We start from the raw sequence: 20,572 nt of genomic DNA, 5'->3' as shown, positions 1-20,572 counted from the left end.
CGTCAACGCGTGCAACGCGTTGCTAGTATCCTAGGGCTATGCCCGTATATGAAGACCCGCCGGCTATGCCGGCGGGTCACTTTTTGTAGTGAGGGGAAGGCGTTCCCCTTACAGACTGTTCGGCTCTATCGTAGATTACAAAATGTGATATCGCCTCACTCTCGTCACCACGGCTCATTGATATGAGCCGCTTGTGACTCACAATAAATCGCTCGGCTCTATCGTTTATTGCACGTCAATCTGTACCTTGTACATGGCCTTGCGCTGGGTGAGTGCGCCGCGCGGGGCGGTGGTCACGGTGACGTTCTTCTTGGTCACACCGGGTTGCTGCTGCAAGGTCTTGAGCAGTTCTTGGTTGCGGGCTTCGGCCATGGCGAGGATTTCCTTTTCCATGGTCTTGCGGTCCAGTTCCTTGGCATGTTCTGCGGCATAGGAGGCGTAGGCGCTGTCCTTGTCTTCGATGGCGACAATGGCCTTTTCGTCGAGTTCGTTGAGCGTCGTCTTGTTCTGCGTGGCCTTGTAGAAGTCGGTCTTGAGCTTGTGCGTCTTGTAGGCTTCAACGGTCTTTTTCATGTTGAAGTTCTGCACAAAGTTCATCTTGAGTTTCTTGTCCTTGGCGAGCGCCTCGACCATCTTCTGGGCCTTGGCGAACTGTTCGCTGGTGAAGGAACTTGCGAGCGGGTCGATGTAGATTTCGTCGTTCTTGCCGAGGTCAATTCCGACGGCACCTGCGCCTGTGGCGGCCACGTTACCCACGACCTTGAGCGGCGAGAGAGCCACCTTGATGAGCAAGTTCATCACGGTCTGCCATACGATCTTCAGGTAAGAGAATTCCGGGTCCTTCACGTTGCCCTTCACGGGAACGTCGAACTGGATCTTGTCATCTTTATCCTTGAGAATATAGAGACCGACCTTCATGGGAACGGTGTATTCCGGGTCGGTGGTTCCGTCCTTGTCAGCGACGTCGATATTATAGATGTCGATGGTGTTCTTGCTTTCGATGTTCCAGTCGTTCATCTTGTTTTCGCTGGCGAATGCCATGGTGCCCGAGCTGATGGGATAGCCGGTGTAGTGGTGGCTATACGGCGAGAAGTGCTTGAGGGCGAGGTTCTTCACGCTGATGTAGGCGTCCATGGTGCCGATGTCGGAGAGCGCGCCCTTGTACTTGAGCGTGAGTGCACCGCCTTCGGGGAAGGCTGCAGAAACGTTGATGGTGCAGGGGGTGTTGAAGTTGATGTTGGAACCGTTGACGGCGATGTTGCTGACTTTATAGTTGAAAGTCTGCTTGGGCGTGTGGTCGGATGCAGAAACGTTGGTGTTGACCACTTGCAGCTTGTTGATCACGGCCTTGAGCGGCTTGGACTTTTCGGCGGCCTTGGGTTCGTCCTTGGCGGTGGTGTCGACCGGAGCGGCCTTTGCGGGCTTGTTCAGCGGTTCGAGCAAAATGTCAATGTTGGTCTTGCCGTTCTTTAAGAGGTCGAGGTGTGCGTAGGCTCCGTCAACAATCACGGAATCCACGCGGAAATCCATTTCGTTTACGTTTGCCTTGGCGATACCTACGCCGACGTGTGCAACGCCAATGGCCTTGCCGCTGGTTTCGGTGAGCTTGATGTCGTCTACGGAGACGGTGCCGCTCACGTTCGAAGAAAGAACGTTGTTCACGTTACCCGCGACGTTCAGGTTCACGCCGAGAGTGCCTTCGAAATCCTTGTAGTTGATAAAGTCCTTGAGGTAGGGCTTGGCAACGGCGAGGGCGAGCTTGTTAAGCGTAACGTTCACGCCGAAGTCCTGGGTCTGCATGTTGAACTGGACTTTGACTCCCAGGTCGCCGCCGTTTGCGAACTTGAGGTTCACGCCGATGTCGGTGTTCTTGTTGCTGAAGTAGACGGCGGGAATGGCGACGGAGAAATCCTGGATGTGGATCTTGGAGCCCACCTTGAGGTCTTCGTAAATGATGTTGCCTTTTTCAAGAGTGATGTTCTCGATGGCCACGCTGAATCCGCCCAAGGCTTCGGTCGGGTCGAGGTTCAGGGCTTGGGCAGAGTCCGCTGCCGTGGTGTCGACCTTGGGTTCTTCCTTTGCGGTGGTGTCGGCGGTTGAGTCGGCGGCAAACTTGTTGAGAATGTCGCTGAAGTTGAACAGGTCGCCTCTCTGGGCTACGCGGGTGTAGAGACCTTTCAGGTAGATTTCGCTCACGCTGATTTCTTTAGCGATGAGTCGCGTGGGGTTCACGTTGATGCGGAACTTTTCGAAGGCCACGAAGGGGGTGGTTCCGTCGGGTTCAAAGATGGCGAAGTCGTCGACCGTGATCGTAAAGGACAGCGGACTGAAATCGATGTTTTCGATTTTCATTTTGCGGCCGATGAGTTCTTCGGAATGTTCGACCACGTAATTCTTGGCGATGCCGGGAGCGATTTTGAGGGCGGCGATGACGAGCACGATCAGGGCCGCGAGAACGATAAGGGCAATGTAACGTTTCTTCATGGTGCCCTAAAAATAGAATTCTTAATTTGCAGAAGTGTGTTAATTTTTTTTAGAACGCCTTTTTCTATCTTTATACATATAATGGAAAATTTCCTTGTGAATAACGATTCCCTGAATGTTTTGATCCTGGCGGCGGGCCTTGGAACCCGTCTGCGCCCGCTCACGAATGACGTGCCGAAGCCCCTTGTTCCCGTGGTTGATGCTTCGATTCTGGACTTGCAGGCCCGTAAGGCGCGCGCCATCGGAAATGTTCGTTTGCATGCAAATGCCCATTACCTGGCCGACCAGGTGGTGGCGGCGGGTGAAACTTTAGGTTTCGAAAAAGTCTGGGTGGAACTACCCGATATCCTTGGGACGGCTGGTCCGCTCAAGCGCATTTATAACGAGGGCTACCGCGGTGGCCTCCTGATTATGAATGGCGATGCCTATTGCGATTTCGACTTGAAGGCTTTTGTTGAAAATGCGCAGGCGTTGGCTGCCCAACCGGATGGCCCGCAGGTGGCTTTGCTCGCGGTGGATTTTCCGAAGGTGAATACGTTCCGCGTGGGTGCGGACGGTCGCTTGGCCGGTGTGGTCGGGCGCTTTGGCAGCGAAGAAGGTTTGCCTGCAACATTTTCGGGCGTTTCGTGGTACAGCGATGAGGCTCTTTCGCGCATTCGCGACGGGGAATTCGATATCCGTGAATTTTGGAAGCAAGAAATTGCGGCTGTGCGCGCTCCGTTCGTGGATATGACGCAACGGCATGCGACTTGGATCGATATGGGCTCGCCCGAAGGCTTGATGAATGCGGTGGAGGCTCGCTTGAAGGAGCTTGGCCGCGACGTGAACGAAGCTGTCATTGAAGATGGCGTTCAAGTGCCTGCAGGCGTGACCATCAAGCATTCCGTGATTTATGCCGGTGCCGAGATAAAGGCCGGCGAAGTAATTGAAAACGAAATCCGCGGTCGCGGTTTTAAGTGGGAAGTTTAGATATGCGCAAATTCAGAGTTGTACTTGTTGAACCGGAACATCCGCACAATGTGGGCTTTGTGGCCCGCGCCATGCACTGCTACGCCCTCGACGAGCTTTATATCGTTTACCCGAAGCGCGACAAGGTAATTGAAAATTCCTACCATACGGCTCCGAACAGCCACGATGTCTTGGATAAGGCGACCATCGTGCATAAGTTCGAAGATGCCATCGGTGATTGCGCATGCGCTGTCGCATTCAGCCGCCGCATTTACGGTTCTGCCATCAAGCATACCATGATGCCCGGGCTTGCAGAACTCTTGCCCGAGAATGGAACCATTGCGCTGGTGTTCGGTCGCGAATCTTGCGGCCTTGAAACCGAAGAAGTGAACGCTTGCACTTACCAGTGCGAAATACCGGTGCCGGGCCTTATGAGTCTCAACTTGGCCCAGGCGGTAACGGTTGGCCTTTATGAACTCTGCCGCAGCGGTGCACTTGCCAACGGCGAAGGCCGTGCCAAGCGCGGAAGCAAGGGTGCTTGCGAAACGGCTCCTGCCACCATCGACCAGATTGACAGCTTCAAGAAATTCCTGGACCGCTATCTGACGGGCCAGTATCACGACCAGTCTTGGCGTGACAACTTCCTCAATACGCTCTTGCAGCGCCTGCACCCGACCCGCAACGAACTTTCGGCGTTGTTCGGACTCATCCGCAATCTCGCGAAAAAGCCCGCTCGCCTCGAACAAGCTGCCGACAAGGCCGCAAAGGCTGCGGCAGAATCTGCTGAATCGAAATAAATGGAAGTCGAATTCAACATCGCAGGGCGAATCTTGGCCAAGGACGGCACGCGAATCATATCGCTTGCCGAAATCCTTGCGTCGCCTTTGGTGATGAATGGGTCCGCGGGGGCCGCGACTAGTGCGGCCGATCTCAGCGAAGATGCTCTCGCTGCCTACTGCAAGGTGGTTTCGGCGCAGAACGCTTGCAAAGTCTACCTGTGGAAAGACCGCGAAGAATACGGTAACGCCAACGTGTTCAATGGCGGCTCCGATTACGAAGTCGTGAACGAAGTTTGCTTTTTATGCATCTATGATTGCGGAAAAGAAATGGTTCGTGAAACCACGAACTACTGGAATGAAAAAATTGACGACGTTGTTTAGCGACAAACCTTTTTAAATTTATATCATGACCACGAAGACGATTAAAATTCAGTACCTTGACGATTCCATCCCGAAACTCACTTACATTGGCGGCAAGTCTGACTGGATTGACCTCGCCGCGGCAGAGACCGTGACGCTCAAGGCGGGGGAGTTCAGGCTCATTCACCTGGGGGTGGCGATGAAGTTGCCCGAGGGCTACGAGGCGCATATCGCTCCGCGCAGTTCCACATTCAAGAACTTCGGTATTCTGCAGGCGAATTCCGTGGGCGTGGTGGACTCCAGTTACTGCGGTGCCAACGACTGGTGGAAAATGCCCGTGTACGCTACCCGCGACGTGACCATCGAGAAGGGGAGCCGCATCGCTCAGTTCCGCATCATGGAAATCCAGCCAACGCTCACCTTCGAAGAAGGTGCTCTCGACGGCGCTGACCGCGGCGGCTTCGGCAGCACGGGAATCTGATTTTCCTATATTTTTACTCGCAAAAATTTTAACAAGGACCTTATTATGGCAAAGATCGCTATTCTCGGTTACGGAAACCTCGGTCGCGGCGTGGAATGCGCTGTGAAGCAGGCTCCGGATATGGAACTCGTCGCTGTTTTCACTCGTCGTGACCCCTCTACGGTCAAGATTCAGACGGCTGGCGTTCCGGTGCTGAACGTTTCTGAAATGGAAGCCTGGAAGGACAAGGTGGACGTGCTCATCATTTGCGGTGGCTCTGCTACGGACCTGCCGGTGCTCACCCCGAAGTACGCCTCCATGTTCAATGTGATTGATTCCTTCGACACCCACGCCAAGATCCCGCAGCACTTCGCTGCCGTTGACGCTGCTGCCAAGGGCGCAAACAAGATTGCCATGATTTCTGTGGGTTGGGACCCGGGCATGTTCAGCCTGAACCGCGTGTACGCCCAGTCCATCCTCCCGGAAGGCAAGGACTACACGTTCTGGGGCAAGGGCGTTAGCCAGGGCCACAGCGACGCTGTCCGCCGCATCAAGGGCGTGAAGAATGCGAAGCAGTACACCTGCCCGGTGGAAGCGGCTCTCGAAGCCGTGCGTAGCGGTTCCATGCCGGAACTCACCACGCGCCAGAAGCACACGCGTCTGGTTTATGTGGTGGCCGAAGAAGGTGCCGACAAGGCCTATATCGAAAACGCCATCAAGACGATGCCGAACTACTTCGACGAATACGACACCACGGTGAACTTCATCAGCGAAGAAGAATTCAACAAGAACCACAGCGGCCTCGCTCACGGTGGTTTCGTGATCCGTACCGGCAAGACCGGCATGAACAAGGAACACACCCACGTGATCGAATACAGCCTCAAGCTCGATTCCAACCCGGAATTCACGACGAGCGTTCTCGTGGCTTACGCCCGCGCGGCTCTCCGCATGAAGGCAAACGGCCAGACCGGCTGCAAGACCGTTCTCGATGTGCCGCCTGCATACCTCAGCACTCTGAGCGATGAAGACCTGAGAGCGCACTGCTTGTAATCGAAAAATCTAAAAAATGCCTCGGGTTAATCCCGAGGCTTTTTTTATAAAAAGAATTTCTGATTTATTTCGATTTCGATTCCCACGTATCGCGGGCCGATTTTTTTGCGGAGCGTAGTGGTGAGCCCGTCGGATGTTCCTTTGTACGGGTAGTTGAAGCGGACTTTCATGGCGGGGTAGAGCCGCTTGATTTCGTCCTTGATGACATTTGCGTAGGCGCGCTCTAGCGGGCGGCTCGGATCGTAGAGAATCCCGATGTCGGTGCAGCGGACTTTGCCGTTTAGCACGGGCGTGAAGCTGTGGATGCCCAGGTGGACGATTTCTGGTGCAGGTTTTGCTGCGCGCGTTTTAGAGGCGGTTCGCTTCGGCGAACTCAGCGAACTTGCCACGAACTTTTCAATAGCTGCGCGGTATTCCTGCCAGTAGGCGGTGGCTTGGGCTTTTGCTTTCTCGGCGGCGGACTTGTCGCTAGCTTCGAACGCTTCGTAGTATTCGCTGAACGCACTCTTGTTGGTGATGGTGCGGTTCAAATCAACGAACAGGCGCGAGAATTTCCCTTCACAATAAAATTCGGGCTTTGCAAATTTCACGAGCTTGCGGAAAACGGAGCATGCCCCGATGTCATAGGCGCGGTGCGTCTTCAAGATTTCGGCAGGAACGGCGCTCTTGAACGCTGCAGGCAACTTATTGCTCGCGTGCTCGCAAGTAAGCATGAGTTTCATTATTTCAACCTGTCCTTCAAAGCGGAAATTTCCTCTTGGGTCATACCTAGTTTTTCCAGGTATTTTTCTGTGGCCGAGGCCCAGTCTGCATGATTGACGTCAGAAATGTTGACACCTTCGGCGTGGTACACTGCTTTCAAATTCCTGAGAACGACGGCCTTGAAGAAATCAATCTGTTGCTCGTTCAGGGCGACCTGTTGGTTGTCGATTACGGTAAAGTAGTTGCTGAAAGTCTTTGCATAATCATCTTGGATTTCCTCTGCGGTAGCGCCCATTAAGGCTTCCAAGACGGCAATCATAAAACCGGTGCGGTCCATGCCATAGGTGCAGTGCACCAGATACGGGCCTTCGTGCTCAATCATGTAACGGAACCCTATTACGAGACCTACTTTGAAAATCTCTGAAAAGAATTCCGGGGGAACTCCTAAAAAGATGATGTTTTGTGTCGAATAATAGGTGGTTTCGTAACCCTTGTTGGAGTAAGCACTGCTCTCCGAATCGGCTAGGTTGATGAAGGTGGTTACGCCTGCGGCTTGAGCCAGAGAATCGGCGTAGTAATTGCGACCGAGATAAAGGTAGATGGGGCTAGAGGAACGGTAAAGTTTATGTTCCCCCATGCCTGTGGTGTGAACTTCTCTAAAGTTTGCGAATTCTTCGACTGAAAGGTCTGGGTAATTTTCTGCGTAAGAGCCCATGTATTGGGTATTGCGCATGATGTCGAGACCCAACAGGTAACCGCCCTTTTCTTTCATAGATAAAGAAACTTGTATTGGCGCTTTTTCGGCGGTTATTCCGAGGACACTTGCCAACTTGGCGTTATGAGCTGTCAAGACAAGTTGGTCGGAACCCTTGATTGCTGCGACAAGGAATCCTGCGATGGGCACGTCGCTGGAGCTTTCCGCTACCGGCATTTCAAGAGTGTCGTAGCCGTTGATTGCGACTGTTACAATGTCGCCAATTTCAAACCGAATCAAGAAAGAATCTGCGGGGTAGTTTAGATACAAGTTGCCGGATGTTATACCATCTTCTTTGAGGGTTAAATGAAGACTATTGGAATCTATTGCGATAGAATCGTTTGAGATTGTATCGATATTTGCGGTATCTGCTGCAACCGTCGTGTCCGGAACTACAATTTCTTCGGAGCTTGTCGTGTCGGACTCAGCAGGTTCCTCAGTAACGGTAGTATCTGGCTTTGTTGTCTTTTCTACTGTAGTTGTGTCCGCTGCTGCGATTTCTTCTGCTGTTGTTTGAGGCTCTTCAGTCTCGGTAACAAAAGTAGAAACGGAATTGCTACAGGCTAGAAAAGCCTGCGCACAGATAAGGAGTCCCGCAAGAATAGACCAATTCTTTCTCATTAGGAATAAATATATTCTTTTAAATTCCGTATAGTCTATTTTCAGCCAGGCATTTTGCCAATTTCCCGTATTCGTATACGAAATCGTCACGGTCGGGGTCTGCGCCGACTGCTTTCACGAGGGCGCTTGCGAGGGTTCCGCGTTTGAACATTTCGGCGAGCAAGGCCTGCGAATGGGCGCTGATTTTGACTTTAACGCGGTCCGTGATTTTTTGGATGAGCTCGCCGGCGGTGATTTCGCTGGCATCTATTTTCCAAATTTTCAGGAAATCGCGGTCTGTAATCACGGTCTTTTCGGCAGATTTCGTAGTCGCGAGCAGAATCTTGGCGAGAGCGTCGGTGTCAAGGGCTCGAATTTCCTTTTCGCTTGCGAAAGCGCCTTCTGCAAGGCCCTTGAGTATGGCGACTTCCCATTCGGCAATGGCGATGTCGGCATCCGGGCATTCCTGAATGTCGACCAGGCGGATTTCTACGGCACCGCGGTCAAAGCGGGCGATTGCCCCGCGGCTGTTCAAGAAGAAATGGTTCAGCAAATGTTCCGGATCGTAAGGCGTAATGTCGGCCTTCACGTGGTTGAAAATTTGCTCCTCGTAATCCTTGTAAGTAAAGACCGCTTCGGGAATCACCTTGCCCGTAATGCTCGGAATTTTCTCTTGGTTATGGCGGTAAGTTTCGATTCGGCCATCCAGGAATCCGCAGTACTTGCTGTCCAAAAACGGGCTAGAGGCTGCTACGGCGGGAATCAGCGGCAACAGCGCGCGAATGGCTGCGTGCAACTTTCCGAATTCCTCGTCGCCGTTAAAAGAAAGGTTGATATGGGTGGATTGCAGGTTCGCCCAACCGTGGCCTTTGCAGTTAAAGATGCGGTCGTAAGTCTCGTAGATATCCAGGCAGTCGTAAGGCCAGAGCTTCATTTCGGCGGGATCCATGAAGGGGTGGGCCGCCGTCGGCAAGAGCATGGCGTTAATGCTCTTGAGCGATTCATTCGCTTTCAAGATTTCGTGATGGAAGGTCTTGCCCAAATGCTTCAGACTGTCAACGGGTTCTGCGCACTTGAATTCCAGCACATGGCTCACCAACTCGTTGGAAAGTCCAATGGGCCCGTGTTCCACGTCCGAAAGCTGTTCGCCGTTCTTGTCTTTTCCAAGCGGTACATCGGCGCGGGGGAGAACGTTCAAGGAATCACGATCCACAATCATGTATTCCATCTCGATGCCGTAACGTTGCCAAAGTTTGTAGTTGGACATTAGAACCATTCCCTTTCGTGCTGTTGCAATTTATGCTGTGCGGCGTTCATGCGGTCTTCAATGCGGTGGCGCAGCGATCTCATGATGGCGAGGTAAACCTTGCTCTTGCCCACGCCATCTTCAATGCCCGCGTCAATACTCGGGTTGTCGTTCACCTCGATTACAATCGGGTGGCCGTGCCATTCCTTCAAATCGACGCCGTAAAGCCCGTTGCCGATCAGGCTGCAAATCTTGAGGGCGGTTTTTACGATTCCGTGGGGCACCATCTCGATAGGAATGCTTTCGCACTTGCCCGAAAATTCTTCGCTCTGCTTGTCGTTGCTTTCCCAGTTGTAAATTTGCCAGTGGCCCTTCGCCATGTGGTACTTGCAGGCGTAGAGCGGCTTGCCGTCCAGAACGCCCACGCGCCAGTCGAATTCCGTCGGCGTGAATTCCTGGGCAATCAGCAAGTCGCTGTGTTGGAACATCTCGTCGAGAATCTGTTCCAGTTCTTCCTTGTTGGTCGCCTTCTTAACGCCCATGGAAAAACTCGAATCCGGCGACTTGATCACCATCGGGAATCCGATTTCCTTGGCGAGCGTGTGGCGGTTTTCGGCGTGCGCGATAATCGTCTTCGGCGAATGAATCTTGGCCGCCTGCATCAGTTCTTGCAAATACACCTTGTTGGAACAGCGCAGAATGCTGTCGGGGTCGTCAATCACCGCAATGCCTTGCGACTGGGCTCGGCGGGCGAAACTGTATGTGTAATGGTTCACGTTCGTGGTTTCGCGGATGAATATGGCGTCGAATTCGCCTACGCGCGGGTAATCCTTCTTGGTTATCATCTCCACACGGAATCCCGTTTCTTCGGCAGCCTTGATAAAGTTCTGAATCGCCTGCGCATTGCTCGGCGGCTCTACTTCGTCGGGGTTCGTAAGAATGCCCAAGTCGTACAGGTAATCTTCTTCTTTACTGGTGGCGTAGCGAGTCTTTTCAAAATATTCTTGCGCAAATTTATCAACGAATTCCATGTGCGATTCAGGAATTTCATCCACGCAAATGGGGCGAATACTCTGAATGAACCACTTCTGCTTGAATACGAATTTTGCACGCAGTAGCGGTGCTTGGAACAAACGGTAAAGTTCCTGCGAAAGCTCCAAGTATTGCGGGCTCACGTTCTGACCGAAGTAAATCGAAAGCACGAATTCCGTACCGGTAAGTTTGTGCAGACTCTTTTGAATCAGGTTGTCGATTTCGTCGGAGATGTGCTTGATGACCGCGGGGGCCTTGAAGTCGCGCATGTTCTTGACGCCCGGAATCACCTTGTGCCCGCGGGCTTCGGCCAGCAGCGATACGTAGTAGCCTTTGCTCTGGTAGTTGTAATCGCGGCAAAGGTTAAATACGCGCAGGTTGCGTTCGTTGGTGTATTTGCTCGAAATCAGGTAGTCCTGTGCCGAAATGATATCGATGCCAGGAACGTGCAATTTCCAGTGCTTGGGATTGTTCACCACAATCAGTTTTTTCATGATTCTATGCCGTTATTTCTTATTCTCTATAACAAGCACGTTGCCGTCGTACGTCATGACGCCGAGCAAGATGCTGTGGAGCAGGCGGAACTTGTCCACCTTGTAGTAAGGAGTCTTGTGAAGGGGGTTGGTGCCGTCGGGGTCGGCGACCATGAACTGTTTCTTGTCGTCGATGCCGTAAACTACGACGAAGTGCCCCATGGGTTCGCCGTGAATGTCGTCGAAGACGGACTTGTCATCGGCTCCGGTGAATTCGCGCATGCTGCGGTACAGGTAGGTAGCCGAAAGTCCGCAAAGAACGGGCACTCCCTTCTTGAAATATTTTTCGAACATGGCGGCACGCAGGTCGGAGAATGCGACGGTTCCGCCCAAATCAATAAAGCGGATGTAGGCTTCGATTGCCTTGCGGAGCTTGGGGGCGTGCTTTGCCTTGTGCAAGAGTTCCAGCTTAGCCTTGAGTTCTGGCATGGAAAGCTCGCTCCAGGTGGGATCCAATAGCGTCAGGTTGTACGAATGAATAGTCGCCTTGAATCCGCGCTTCAGGGCGTCGATGCCGAGGAAAACGCCGAGGGTTCCGCCATCTTCAAGAAATTCAATTTCAGAAATCAGTTGCTTTAGGGAAATCTTGTAGCCGAGGTGGTTGTATACCGCCTGAAGGCTAGTCGGCCCGCAAGTGACGTCGTCGGGCTGCTGTAGAATCTTGATGTCCATCGTTATGCCTTTTTTAAAGCTTGCCGGTTGTCCGGTGCTCGTCTGGCGGCTATCGGAAGGTTTTTCCGGGTCGTCGATGGCGTGCCTCAAAGATACCAAAAATTGTAAAAATGGGCAAGAGGCTCAAAAATATGCTTGTAAACTAAAATTACAAGACAAATTTCGTTTATATATATAGATTTGCCCTTGTATGAAATCGATTTCTTGGAAGATTGCCTCGGTAATTGCCTTGACGGTATGTTTTGCTTTTGCCGATGATTTTGAAGATGCTCTTGCCTCGGTGGATTCTACTGAAGCGGCGAATATGCCGGGCATGTATGATGTCAACCATTTTGAATACATGGACTGCTGGATCGAGTCGGCGGCAAACATTGTCCCGCGCGAACGTAACCGTATCGGAGCCATTCGTGACGAGGCTACGGTGTGCGGTTGCTACACGGTCCGTGAAAAGGGTGGTTTCGGTTGGCGTGCCAATGACGAGGGCAAGAAAATCGTGAAGGTCTGGGACATTCCCAAGCCGCGTCTGCTTACCTGCCCCAAGGGCATGACCTGCTCGCAGGAACTCTACATCTCGCAGTGCGTTGACCATATCAAGGAATCGGTCCCCATGCTTGCGGATTTTGCCAAGGGCAAACCGCTGGAAGGCGCTATTGCACTCAACTTCGAGGACAAGTCCAAGACTCCGTTCGGCGAATACCTGGAAGCCCGCAAGGTCCGCGCCGATTCGATCAACTGCTTTATCAACGTGCATAACAGACCGGATGCCGGTCTTGAAAGCGACATGCGCAACCCGTTCCTGTTCCACCTTTCTGGCATGCCCCGCAAGCTCATTCCGAGCGCCGTGGGTCGCTTTACCGATTACAGCGATGTGCGCTGCCTCGACAAGGGTGAACTGACTGGCTTTGCTGCTAACGGTTATGTCGAAAACCTTCGCCACGTAGATGCCAACGGCCTTATGTACGGCGAAGAAATCGGTTACATGAACGACCCGACCTACCCCAAGAAGCAAGGTCCTGAATGGGGTGGTATCCTCTGGAAGTCTCATTACAAGATGGGTATGCGCGAAGGCGTTTCTACCTTCTACCGCTCCAGCGTCATGGACCAGAAGATTCACGGTACGGTCGACAGCTCTTACTACTTCAAGTTCCTCGAAGTGCCCTATACCCAGGGCTACGTGAACGGTACGGCCAAGATGTATTCCTACAAGGGCTTCCTGATGGCCGAAATCCCGTACAAGCGCAACGCCTTGCACGGCCGTATGACGGTGTATAACCCGTTCAAGAAAAAGCCGGTGGCTTTGACGTTCAATGCGAATAGCCTTGAAGGCTTTGTCGATTTCGGTGAATTCGGTGGCGTGTTCCACAAGGGCCTTCCGAACGGCATGGTTACCTTCTGGACTGTCAAGGACACCTGCTACCAGTGGATGCCCGACGAAGAAGTTTGCTACTCCGAACGCATTACTAAGAAACAGTGGGGAGCCTACAAGATGGGCCAGTTCCAGGGCACCATGGAATGCGCCGATGGTACAAAGGGCGGCAAGGACTTGATCTGTCCCGAACTGGACTCCGCTGCCGTCAAGAAACTCGCTATCAATGCTGAAATTGCACTCAAGGAAAAGGAACGCGCCAAGGCCGAAGCCTTGATGAAGGATGCCGAAGAAGATCTTGCCAAGCAGAAGGAAGCGGACTCCTTGAAGGCGGCTGAAGCTGCCGCTGCCGCAGCGGCTCCTGCAGCAGAACAGCCGGCACCTGAACAGCAGGCTGCTGCCGCTCCTGCACCGGCTCCCGCTGCTGAACCTGCTCCTGCTCCTGCACCCGCAGCAGCCCCTGCTAAGCCGGAACAGTCCGAAGAAGAAATGGCTGCCGCCATTCAGAAGGGCAAGAAGGCTCTTGCCGCAAAGAAGTCTGCCAAGAAGGCTGAACCCGAACCGGCTCCTGCCGCCGCTCCGGAAGAACCGCACGAACCGACCGCACTCGAAAAGGCGGAAAAGGCCAAGCTCGAAGCCCAGAAGGCTTTGCAAGAAGCCGAGAAGGCCCTTGCCGAAGCAAAGAAGGCCGAACGCGAAGCAATTCTGGCTGAACAGAAGGCATTGAAGGCTGAACGCCAGGCCAAGAAGGCCCGCAAGGCAAAAGAAGCTTCCAAGGCGAAAAAGCCGAGCAAGAAAAAGAAATAACTAGTTCATGGCCGCAGGCCATTGAAATCGAAAAAGGCGCAGACAACTGCGCCTTTTCTGTTTGTTCAAATCTTGAACGACAGATAACGATCGATCGTTAATCGATTAGTCGTGAATCGAGTTCTTCAGGCTTTCAATGAGTCGTGCAAAGCTCGGGTCAGTTTCCATTTCCTTCTTGATGCTCTTGATGGCGTGAACCACGGTGGAGTGGTCCTTGCCGCCAAAGCGGGAACCGATGCTCTGCAAACTGATGGGGGAGCATTCGCGCATCAGGTACATAGCGACCTGACGGGCCTTCGAAATTTCCTTGGTGCCACGGCCCGATTCGGTGAGCTTGGCTTCGGGAACTTCGTAGTGCTTGGAAACCGTGTGGAGCACGGCGTCGAGGCTTACGCGGCGTCGGAGCGTCGGAGCGATTTCGGCGACCACCTTCTGGGCGATGCTCATGTCGATATCGTGGTGCATCAGGCTCGACTGCAAGGTGAGCTTGATGATGGCGCTTTCGAGGCAGCGCACGTTGCTTGCAATGTTTTCGGCAAGGTAGTGCAAAACGTCATCGCTGATTTCCAGGTGGCGTTCTTCGGCCTTCTTGTGCAAAATGGCTTCGCGGGTTTCTACATCAGGCGGCTGGATGTCTACGGTCAAGCCCCAAGCAAAGCGGCTGACCAAGCGGTCAGACAAGTTCTTGACTTCGGCTGCCGGTGCATCAGAGGTCAGCACGATCTGCTTGCCGGCCTGGTGCAATGCGTTAAAGATCAAGAAAAATTCGTTCTGGGTTTCGTACTTGCCAGTCCAGTTCTGAATATCGTCAATCAGCAAGATGTCGACTTCGTTGCGGTAGAAGTCGGACATTTCGGTGATGCGCTGTTCGCGCAGGCACTTCATGTACTGCTGCGAAAAATCTTCGGAGGTCAGGTAGCACACGCGCTTGGTCGGATCTTCTTCGAGAATGTAGTTACCGATAGCCTGCAAAAGGTGAGTCTTGCCAAGGCCCGAAGAACCGTAAATGAAGAGCGGGTTGTACTGCGTGCCGTCGGGGTTGCGGGCGACTGCGAGTGCTGCATTGAACGCAAGCTGGGCCTTGTCACCCGGCACAAAATTTTCAAAGCGGAAAGAACCCGAAAGCGGAATGCTCGGCTTCAAGAAATCGCGGAAGCTGTTGTTGCCTGCAGGTGCGGCCTGGGCTACGGCTTCTTGCTGCTGGAATTCGAATTCGATAGCGGATTCGTCGTGCGTGACTTCGCGCCAGGCGAGGCGGATGAGTTCCTTGTAAGCAGAATAGACGGCGGTATCCAGTCCGGGCGGAACGGTAACGACAGCGTGACCGGTAGTAAGGCTCGTGAGCTTGGTCTGCGCAAAATATGTCTTATAAACCGTGTCTGAAAGCATCCCACGGAGGTAGTTCAAACATCTTTCCCATTCGGCTTGCATTTCTTCCTCTTCCACTAAAGGGCGAACAAAAATCTATCAACAGGTAGGCCATATAATCTAGAAAAATGCGCTGGGGTGTTGATAAGTTTGGCCTCACTTAATGGCAAAAAATCGATTTTCGAGGTTGGACTGCAACCCTAAGTCGTTGATTGTAAACAAGATAGAATGAATAATTTACATAAAGTACGGCGTTTACGTATAAATTAATAAACTGCTTGGAAGGCCGCTCTTTGAGGCTTCTTTTTCCTGAATTTGCCTCTATTTTTCTACATTTACGCCCGTATGCAGACGTTCGATTATATGCAGATTCTTGATACTGTGATTACACAGCTTCACGAAACGATGGACTTTTGGTTTTGGGTTCCGCTCGTATTCTGGTTTTGGCTGTATAGATGGTTTTTCCGTGTGTCTTACCCGCTCTATTTCAAGAAATTGGCGAATAAAAGGGTAAAATGGGCTTATGTTCCTAAGTGGAAGTTCTATTGGAAACCTTTGGACACCTTCTTTACGCTGATTTTTTCGATTGCCTCGGCCATGCCCGCTATTTGGGCCGTGATGAAATGGCTCCCGATTTACCCCTGGTTCTACGGATTTGCCGTTTCGCCCCTGTTTATTCTGTTTGGCCTGTTGCTTCGCCGTATTGCACGCGGCAAGACGGCTAAACTTTTCCAGGCTGCCTATTTCCTGGAATACCGCAAGGCTTGTTACGAGTGCGATGTCAAGGGAGCTCTCAGGAATGAGTCCGATATTCAGAATCGCACTTTCTGGAGTTTTACCAAGAAGCTTAAGAATGCCGAAGCTCACGGACGTCTGTGGAAGTATGTGAATGCAATGGCCAAGAGCAAGAAGATTCCTCGCGACATTTACGCGGAGATCAACTAGTTTCTTCGATTAAGTCAAAGGATGTGTTGAGGGTTTTGAATGTCGAATATTCTTGATTCAATCGGAGTCGGTGAAAACGTCTTGGACGGTCGCGCCGCATGGAAGTATGCCGAAGAAATCCTTCTGCAGGTTTCTAGGACTTTTGCGCTCAATATCAACGTGCTCAAGGGTAAGCTCCACAAGAGCATTCTGCTTGCTTACCTGTACTTGCGCATTGCGGACACGGTCGAAGACGATCCCGATATGAAGGCTTCTGAAAAAGAAATCATTCTGGGCAAGTTTGCCGAAATCTTCAAGACGGCGGAACTCTCCGACGAACTGGTTGCCGACTTTGAAAAAACGCTTCCGGAAAGTTGGCGCAAGTCTGAACACCCGTACATGAACCTTTGCCTGCATACCCATGTGGTGGTGCCCCTGTTGCGCGAAATGCCCGAAACGTATGCGGCACCCGTGCGTGCGGTAACGATCGAAATGTGCCATGGCATGGCCAAGTTTGCGCTCCGGCAAGAGGCTGCGCTCAGTTCCGGCTGGTTTACGCTCGAAAGCGTGGCCGACCTCGACGAATACTGCTACTACGTGGCCGGCATTGTCGGCAAGCTCTTGACGAATCTCTTTGCTGCCGATACTTGCCTCATCGGCGAATCCCGCAAGGCCGAAATGCAGAAACTGGACGTGAGCTTTGGGCTTGCGCTCCAGGTGGCGAACATCGTGAAGGACTGCGTCGAAGATTCCGGACGCAGGGTCTGTTTTGTTCCCGAAGAAATTTGCCGCAGGCATGGCTTTGCCCATTCCTACGAAATGTTCGAGGCCCCGGCAGATGCAAGTGCCCGTGCAGACTTTGACAAGCGTCGCGCCGCGGTGATGGGCGAGCTCGTGCAAAAGGCCTGGGGCCACTTGGACGATGCCATTGCCTACACCAAGCTCATTCCGAACGTCAAGATGCGTACAAGGCTGTTCTGCCTGTGGCCGCTCTTTATGGCTGCCGAAAACATGAAGCTGATTGGCGACGGTTCTAGCCTTTTTGCCTCCGAAAAGAAGGTGAAGATTACCCGCGACACCGTCAAGCGAATCATTAAGCAGACGACGTTGCATTTCTATTCGGATAAGTGGATCGAGAAGTCTTACGCTAAATTGAGAAACAAATAAGAGTATATGAAGAAATTTGATTTTGTGAATAAATGGCCGTTTCACCTGGGCTTGATTCTTTTTAGCATTGTGGCTGACCAGCTGACAAAGCTGTGGGCGCTAGTTCGCTTTACGAACGAAACGGGTGCGCCGAACCACGATACGATCAATATTGTCGGTGAATTGGTCCGTTTCCAGTTGGTGTTCAACAAGGGGGCCGCATTCAGCAGCCGTCCGCAGGACTTGATGCCCTTTTTGCCGCCTTGGCTGTTCTTTTTGCTGATTTCGATTGTTGCAACCATTGTGCTTGTGTGGTTCTACAAGTCCATCGACAAGCGTGATTGGATGAGCCGTTTGGGCGTGGTGATGATTCTCGGTGGTGCCGTGGGCAACTTTATCGACCGTATGCGCTTGCAGATGGTGGTGGATTTTATCGATTGCGATTTCCCGGACTTTATCATGACTCGTTTCCCGACATTCAATGTCGCGGATTCCTTTGTCACTGTCGGCGTAGCTATAGTCATTCTTTCTCCCGTCATTTTGCGTGAACTGCACAAGCAGATTAAAGAAGAAAAAGAAAAGAAGAACGTCGTAGAAGAAACACCGAAATCCGAAAACGAAAAAGGTGCGGAAGAATAATGAACTATATCGTTGACGAAAAACATTCTGGCGAACGCATCGACAAGTTCCTTGTGGGTGTCATGGAAAACGTGTCCCGCACGGACGTGCAGAAGCTGATTGCCGCTGGCGAAGTCAAGGTGGGTGGCGTTGCCTCTCCCAAGAATTTCCGTGTCGAAACGGGCATGGTCGTGGTGGTCGACAAGGTCCCCGAAAAAGAGGCGAGCACCTTGGAACCCGAAAATATCCCGCTCGACATCGTTTACGAAGACGACGATATCGTGGTCTTGAACAAGCCGCGCAACCTGGTGGTGCATCCGGGTAACGGCGTGCAGAACGGTACGCTGGCCGCAGGCCTTCTGTATCATTTCAAAGAAAATTTGTCGGCTGTGAACGGTCCGTTACGCCCGGGCATTGTCCACCGACTGGACAAGGATACACCTGGGCTTATGGTGGTGGCGAAGAACGACGCTGCCCACAGGCATTTGGCACACCAGCTGGAAACACGCACGCTGCACCGCACCTATAATGCCCTGGTGTGGGGGCATCCCCGCGACTTGGAAGGCACCATCGATGCCCCCATCGGGCGTAACCCCAAGAATCGCCTGAAGATGGCGGTCGTGAGCGATGGCAAGCCGAGCCGCACGCATTTTGTGGCAAAGAAGTTCTTTGCGTTTGCAACACTTCTGGAATTGCAGCTCGAATCGGGCCGTACGCATCAGATTCGTGTGCATAGCCGCTACATGGGGCACCCGGTCGTGGGCGATCCGCTGTACGATGGCCGCGATGGCTGCTTGAACCGTGTGACTCCCTTGATGAAGGATATTGCAGCGAAGGTCTTGGAAATAGCTCCGGCTCAGCTTTTGCAGGCCGTGAAAATTGAATTGATTCACCCGACCACGGGCAAGAAGATGAAGTTCAAAGTGCCGCTCGAAAAGCCTTTCGAACAAGTTCTCAAGCTCCTCAAGAAGGAATGCCCGGCAGACGCTCCGGTATTCGACGAAGATGAAGGCTTCCGCGATTTTGACCCCGAAATGCGTTATTTCGAAGAAGAGGAAGAAATCGACGATGGCGAACCGCTGGCCCTCTTCCCCGAAGAAGTGGCTCCTTACAAGGAACGTAAAACGCGTGCCCAGCGCTTTGCCGAACGCGCTGCCAATGCCGCTAACCGCAAGGCCAAGGCGGCAGAACGCAAGCGTATCAAGCAAGAAAAGGCCGCCCGCAAGCGCGGCATCGCTCCCGAAGACTTTGTTCAGCCGGGTTACGAACCGACAATCGACCCGGATTTACTTTAATGAATCGCGACCAAAGAAGTATGCGAACTCCAAAAGGGTAAGTAAGTCTTTGGTCGCCCTTCGCTTTGACGGTAGGCTATATGCCTACCGCCTCCGCTCGGCATACATCAATCTTTAATTGCAAAAAAGGCTCCCTGAGGGGGAGCCTTTTTTAGTTTATATAGATTTTAGCTATCGCAGCGGGTATTCCTTGAAGTCCTTGACGCCGAATTCCTTGCGCAGGTAATCCCAGCGGACTAGGCGGTTCTTCCAGTAATACTTGCGGTACAGGCGGCGGGCGACGCGGCTTGTTAATTCGTACGGAATTGTGTGGTGATCATCGGCCACGCTTTCCATCGAAATGCGAAAATCCAGCTCGCCGTTCACGACATCGACTGTTTCGCCGACTTGCACATCGGGAATGTGGCTCACGTCAACCATGGTGGCGTCCATGCACACGCGGCCAAGAATCGGGCAGAGCTGTCCGCGAATGAACACAAATCCCTTGTTGTATTCGCCGCGCAGGTAGCCGTCGCCGTAACCGATAGCGATTGTGGCGATGCGGGTCGGCTGCTGGGCCATCCAGTAACCGCCGTAGCTCACGGTTTCGCCGGGCTTTACATCGTGGATGTGACGAATGGTAGACTTGATTCGCATTACTGGCTTGATCGGCCAAGGAGAAGGCGCTGCTCCCATGCAGTTGTAGCCGTAAAGGGCAAGGCCCGGGCGCACCATGTCAAAGTGGCTTTCGGGGTGGGTGAGGGTTCCTGCCGAGCTAGAACAGTGGCAAATCTCGGGGCGGAGTCCTTCGGCTTCAAGCACGTCGACCAGGCGGGAAAAGCGCTGAATCTGAATTTCGGTCTTCGGGTTCCCCGGCATGTCGGCGGTGGCCAGGTGAGTGAACATGCCTTCGAAGTGCAAGTTTTTGAGACTAAGGGCTGCACGGATGTTGTTAAAGTCTTCGGCGTCAAAACCGTAGCGGTTCATGCCGGTATCGATGGCCAAGTGAGCCTTGCAGGTGGTTCCCGTATCGCGCAGGAACTGATCGAACGCCATGGCGGTACGAATGTCTGTAATGGCCGCGGTCAGCTGGAATTCGACGAAGTAGGCGAAATCAGCCGGAGTGCAGGGGCCAAGTACCAGAATCGGCAAGTCCATGCCGTACTGGCGAAGCAACATGCCTTCGCTAATGTGGGCTACGCCCAGGTAGTCGGCACCGCCGAATTTGGCGGCAAAGGAGCAGGCGAGGCTTCCGTGACCGTAAGAGTCCGCCTTGACGGGCAAAAGAATCTTCGTGTTGGCCGGAATCTGGCTTCTGATAAATTGAATGTTGTTGCAGAGTGCGTCTAAGTTGATTTCAATCCAGTTCGGGCGCGCTATCTTATTTAAATCGGGAGGAGTCGCTAAAAGTTTCATGATGTGTGAAATATAGGTAAGTCCTTTTGGTTT

At 52.7% G+C, this 20,572-nt stretch carries 18 protein-coding genes; 10 read left to right on the top strand and 8 right to left on the bottom strand.

Translation table 11 applies throughout. The annotated features are described in order from the left end of the window. Window positions 1-225: 225 nt before the first annotated feature. Window positions 226-2,484 (bottom strand): DUF748 domain-containing protein, encoded by a 2,259-nt coding sequence (locus B7989_RS13345; RefSeq protein ID WP_088628962.1) that lies wholly within the window; start codon window positions 2,482-2,484, stop codon window positions 226-228. Between the two features lie 81 nt (window positions 2,485-2,565). On the opposite strand from B7989_RS13345, the gene B7989_RS13340 reads away from it, so the two are divergent. Genes B7989_RS13340 through B7989_RS13320 form a run of 5 tightly spaced genes read left to right on the top strand, consistent with a single transcriptional unit; the run spans window position 2,566 to window position 6,081 of the window. After that, complete coding sequence (locus B7989_RS13340) at window positions 2,566-3,453, top strand: sugar phosphate nucleotidyltransferase (RefSeq protein ID WP_233144431.1); 888 nt, start codon at window positions 2,566-2,568, stop codon at window positions 3,451-3,453. Window positions 3,454-3,455: 2 nt separating this feature from the next. Beyond that, window positions 3,456-4,229 (top strand): RNA methyltransferase, encoded by a 774-nt coding sequence (locus tag B7989_RS13335; RefSeq protein WP_088628961.1) that lies wholly within the window; start codon window positions 3,456-3,458, stop codon window positions 4,227-4,229. After that, complete coding sequence (locus B7989_RS13330) at window positions 4,230-4,592, top strand: hypothetical protein (protein WP_088628960.1); 363 nt, start codon at window positions 4,230-4,232, stop codon at window positions 4,590-4,592. Between the two features lie 25 nt (window positions 4,593-4,617). Further along, window positions 4,618-5,052: a dUTP diphosphatase gene (locus B7989_RS13325; protein ID WP_088628959.1), complete on the top strand. Its 435-nt coding sequence runs from the start codon at window positions 4,618-4,620 to the stop codon at window positions 5,050-5,052. Window positions 5,053-5,097: 45 nt separating this feature from the next. Beyond that, entirely contained in the window at window positions 5,098-6,081 is a 984-nt protein-coding gene (locus B7989_RS13320) for a diaminopimelate dehydrogenase (RefSeq protein ID WP_088628958.1), read from the top strand. A 44-nt stretch (window positions 6,082-6,125) separates the two neighbouring features. Here B7989_RS13320 and B7989_RS13315 read toward each other — a convergent pair whose 3' ends face one another. The 5 genes from B7989_RS13315 to B7989_RS13295 are packed head-to-tail and all read right to left on the bottom strand — an operon-like array spanning window position 6,126 to window position 11,719. Next, on the bottom strand, window positions 6,126-6,803 hold the full coding sequence (locus B7989_RS13315; RefSeq protein WP_088628957.1) for an N-formylglutamate amidohydrolase: 678 nt from the start codon (window positions 6,801-6,803) through the stop codon (window positions 6,126-6,128). Beyond that, complete coding sequence (locus tag B7989_RS13310; RefSeq protein ID WP_088628956.1) at window positions 6,803-8,158, bottom strand: tyrosine-protein phosphatase; 1,356 nt, start codon at window positions 8,156-8,158, stop codon at window positions 6,803-6,805. The genes B7989_RS13315 and B7989_RS13310 overlap by 1 nt, the downstream gene beginning before the upstream one ends. 19 nt (window positions 8,159-8,177) lie before the next feature. Further along, window positions 8,178-9,404, bottom strand: coding sequence for a glutamate-cysteine ligase family protein (locus B7989_RS13305; RefSeq protein WP_088628955.1), 1,227 nt, complete (start codon window positions 9,402-9,404; stop codon window positions 8,178-8,180). After that, entirely contained in the window at window positions 9,404-10,909 is a 1,506-nt protein-coding gene (locus B7989_RS13300) for a RimK family protein (RefSeq protein WP_088628954.1), read from the bottom strand. Before B7989_RS13300 ends, B7989_RS13305 begins: the two co-directional genes overlap by 1 nt. 12 nt (window positions 10,910-10,921) lie before the next feature. Continuing rightward, window positions 10,922-11,719 carry a peptidase-C39 like family protein gene (locus B7989_RS13295; protein WP_233144430.1) on the bottom strand — a complete coding sequence of 266 codons (798 nt, stop codon included), beginning with the start codon at window positions 11,717-11,719 and terminating at the stop codon, window positions 10,922-10,924. Window positions 11,720-11,810: 91 nt separating this feature from the next. Between B7989_RS13295 and B7989_RS13920 the strand changes: the two genes are divergently transcribed. Continuing rightward, entirely contained in the window at window positions 11,811-13,793 is a 1,983-nt protein-coding gene (locus tag B7989_RS13920) for a hypothetical protein (RefSeq protein WP_144265085.1), read from the top strand. 105 nt (window positions 13,794-13,898) lie between these two features. On the opposite strand, the gene dnaA is transcribed toward B7989_RS13920, so the two are convergent. Further along, window positions 13,899-15,224 (bottom strand): chromosomal replication initiator protein DnaA, encoded by a 1,326-nt coding sequence (dnaA, locus tag B7989_RS13285; protein ID WP_073054742.1) that lies wholly within the window; start codon window positions 15,222-15,224, stop codon window positions 13,899-13,901. A 282-nt stretch (window positions 15,225-15,506) separates the two neighbouring features. Between dnaA and B7989_RS13280 the strand changes: the two genes are divergently transcribed. From B7989_RS13280 to B7989_RS13265, 4 genes are read left to right on the top strand one after another with little or no spacing between them, the layout of a single operon-like run. After that, window positions 15,507-16,106 (top strand): MFS transporter, encoded by a 600-nt coding sequence (locus tag B7989_RS13280; RefSeq protein ID WP_144265084.1) that lies wholly within the window; start codon window positions 15,507-15,509, stop codon window positions 16,104-16,106. 39 nt (window positions 16,107-16,145) lie between these two features. Next, window positions 16,146-17,252, top strand: a complete 1,107-nt coding sequence (locus tag B7989_RS13275; protein ID WP_088628951.1) for a squalene/phytoene synthase family protein — start codon at window positions 16,146-16,148, stop codon at window positions 17,250-17,252. 6 nt (window positions 17,253-17,258) lie between these two features. After that, on the top strand, window positions 17,259-17,870 hold the full coding sequence (gene lspA / locus B7989_RS13270; RefSeq protein WP_088628950.1) for a signal peptidase II: 612 nt from the start codon (window positions 17,259-17,261) through the stop codon (window positions 17,868-17,870). Next, window positions 17,870-19,144: an RluA family pseudouridine synthase gene (locus B7989_RS13265; RefSeq protein ID WP_088628949.1), complete on the top strand. Its 1,275-nt coding sequence runs from the start codon at window positions 17,870-17,872 to the stop codon at window positions 19,142-19,144. Before lspA ends, B7989_RS13265 begins: the two co-directional genes overlap by 1 nt. 171 nt (window positions 19,145-19,315) lie before the next feature. Here B7989_RS13265 and alr read toward each other — a convergent pair whose 3' ends face one another. After that, entirely contained in the window at window positions 19,316-20,539 is a 1,224-nt protein-coding gene (gene alr, locus B7989_RS13260) for an alanine racemase (RefSeq protein ID WP_088628948.1), read from the bottom strand. Window positions 20,540-20,572: the final 33 nt, after the last annotated feature.

Origin of the sequence: Fibrobacter sp. UWB5, from assembly GCF_002210295.1 — a bacterium.
GTDB lineage: Bacteria > Fibrobacterota > Fibrobacteria > Fibrobacterales > Fibrobacteraceae > Fibrobacter.
This window is presented reverse-complemented; position numbering and strand designations above follow the sequence as displayed.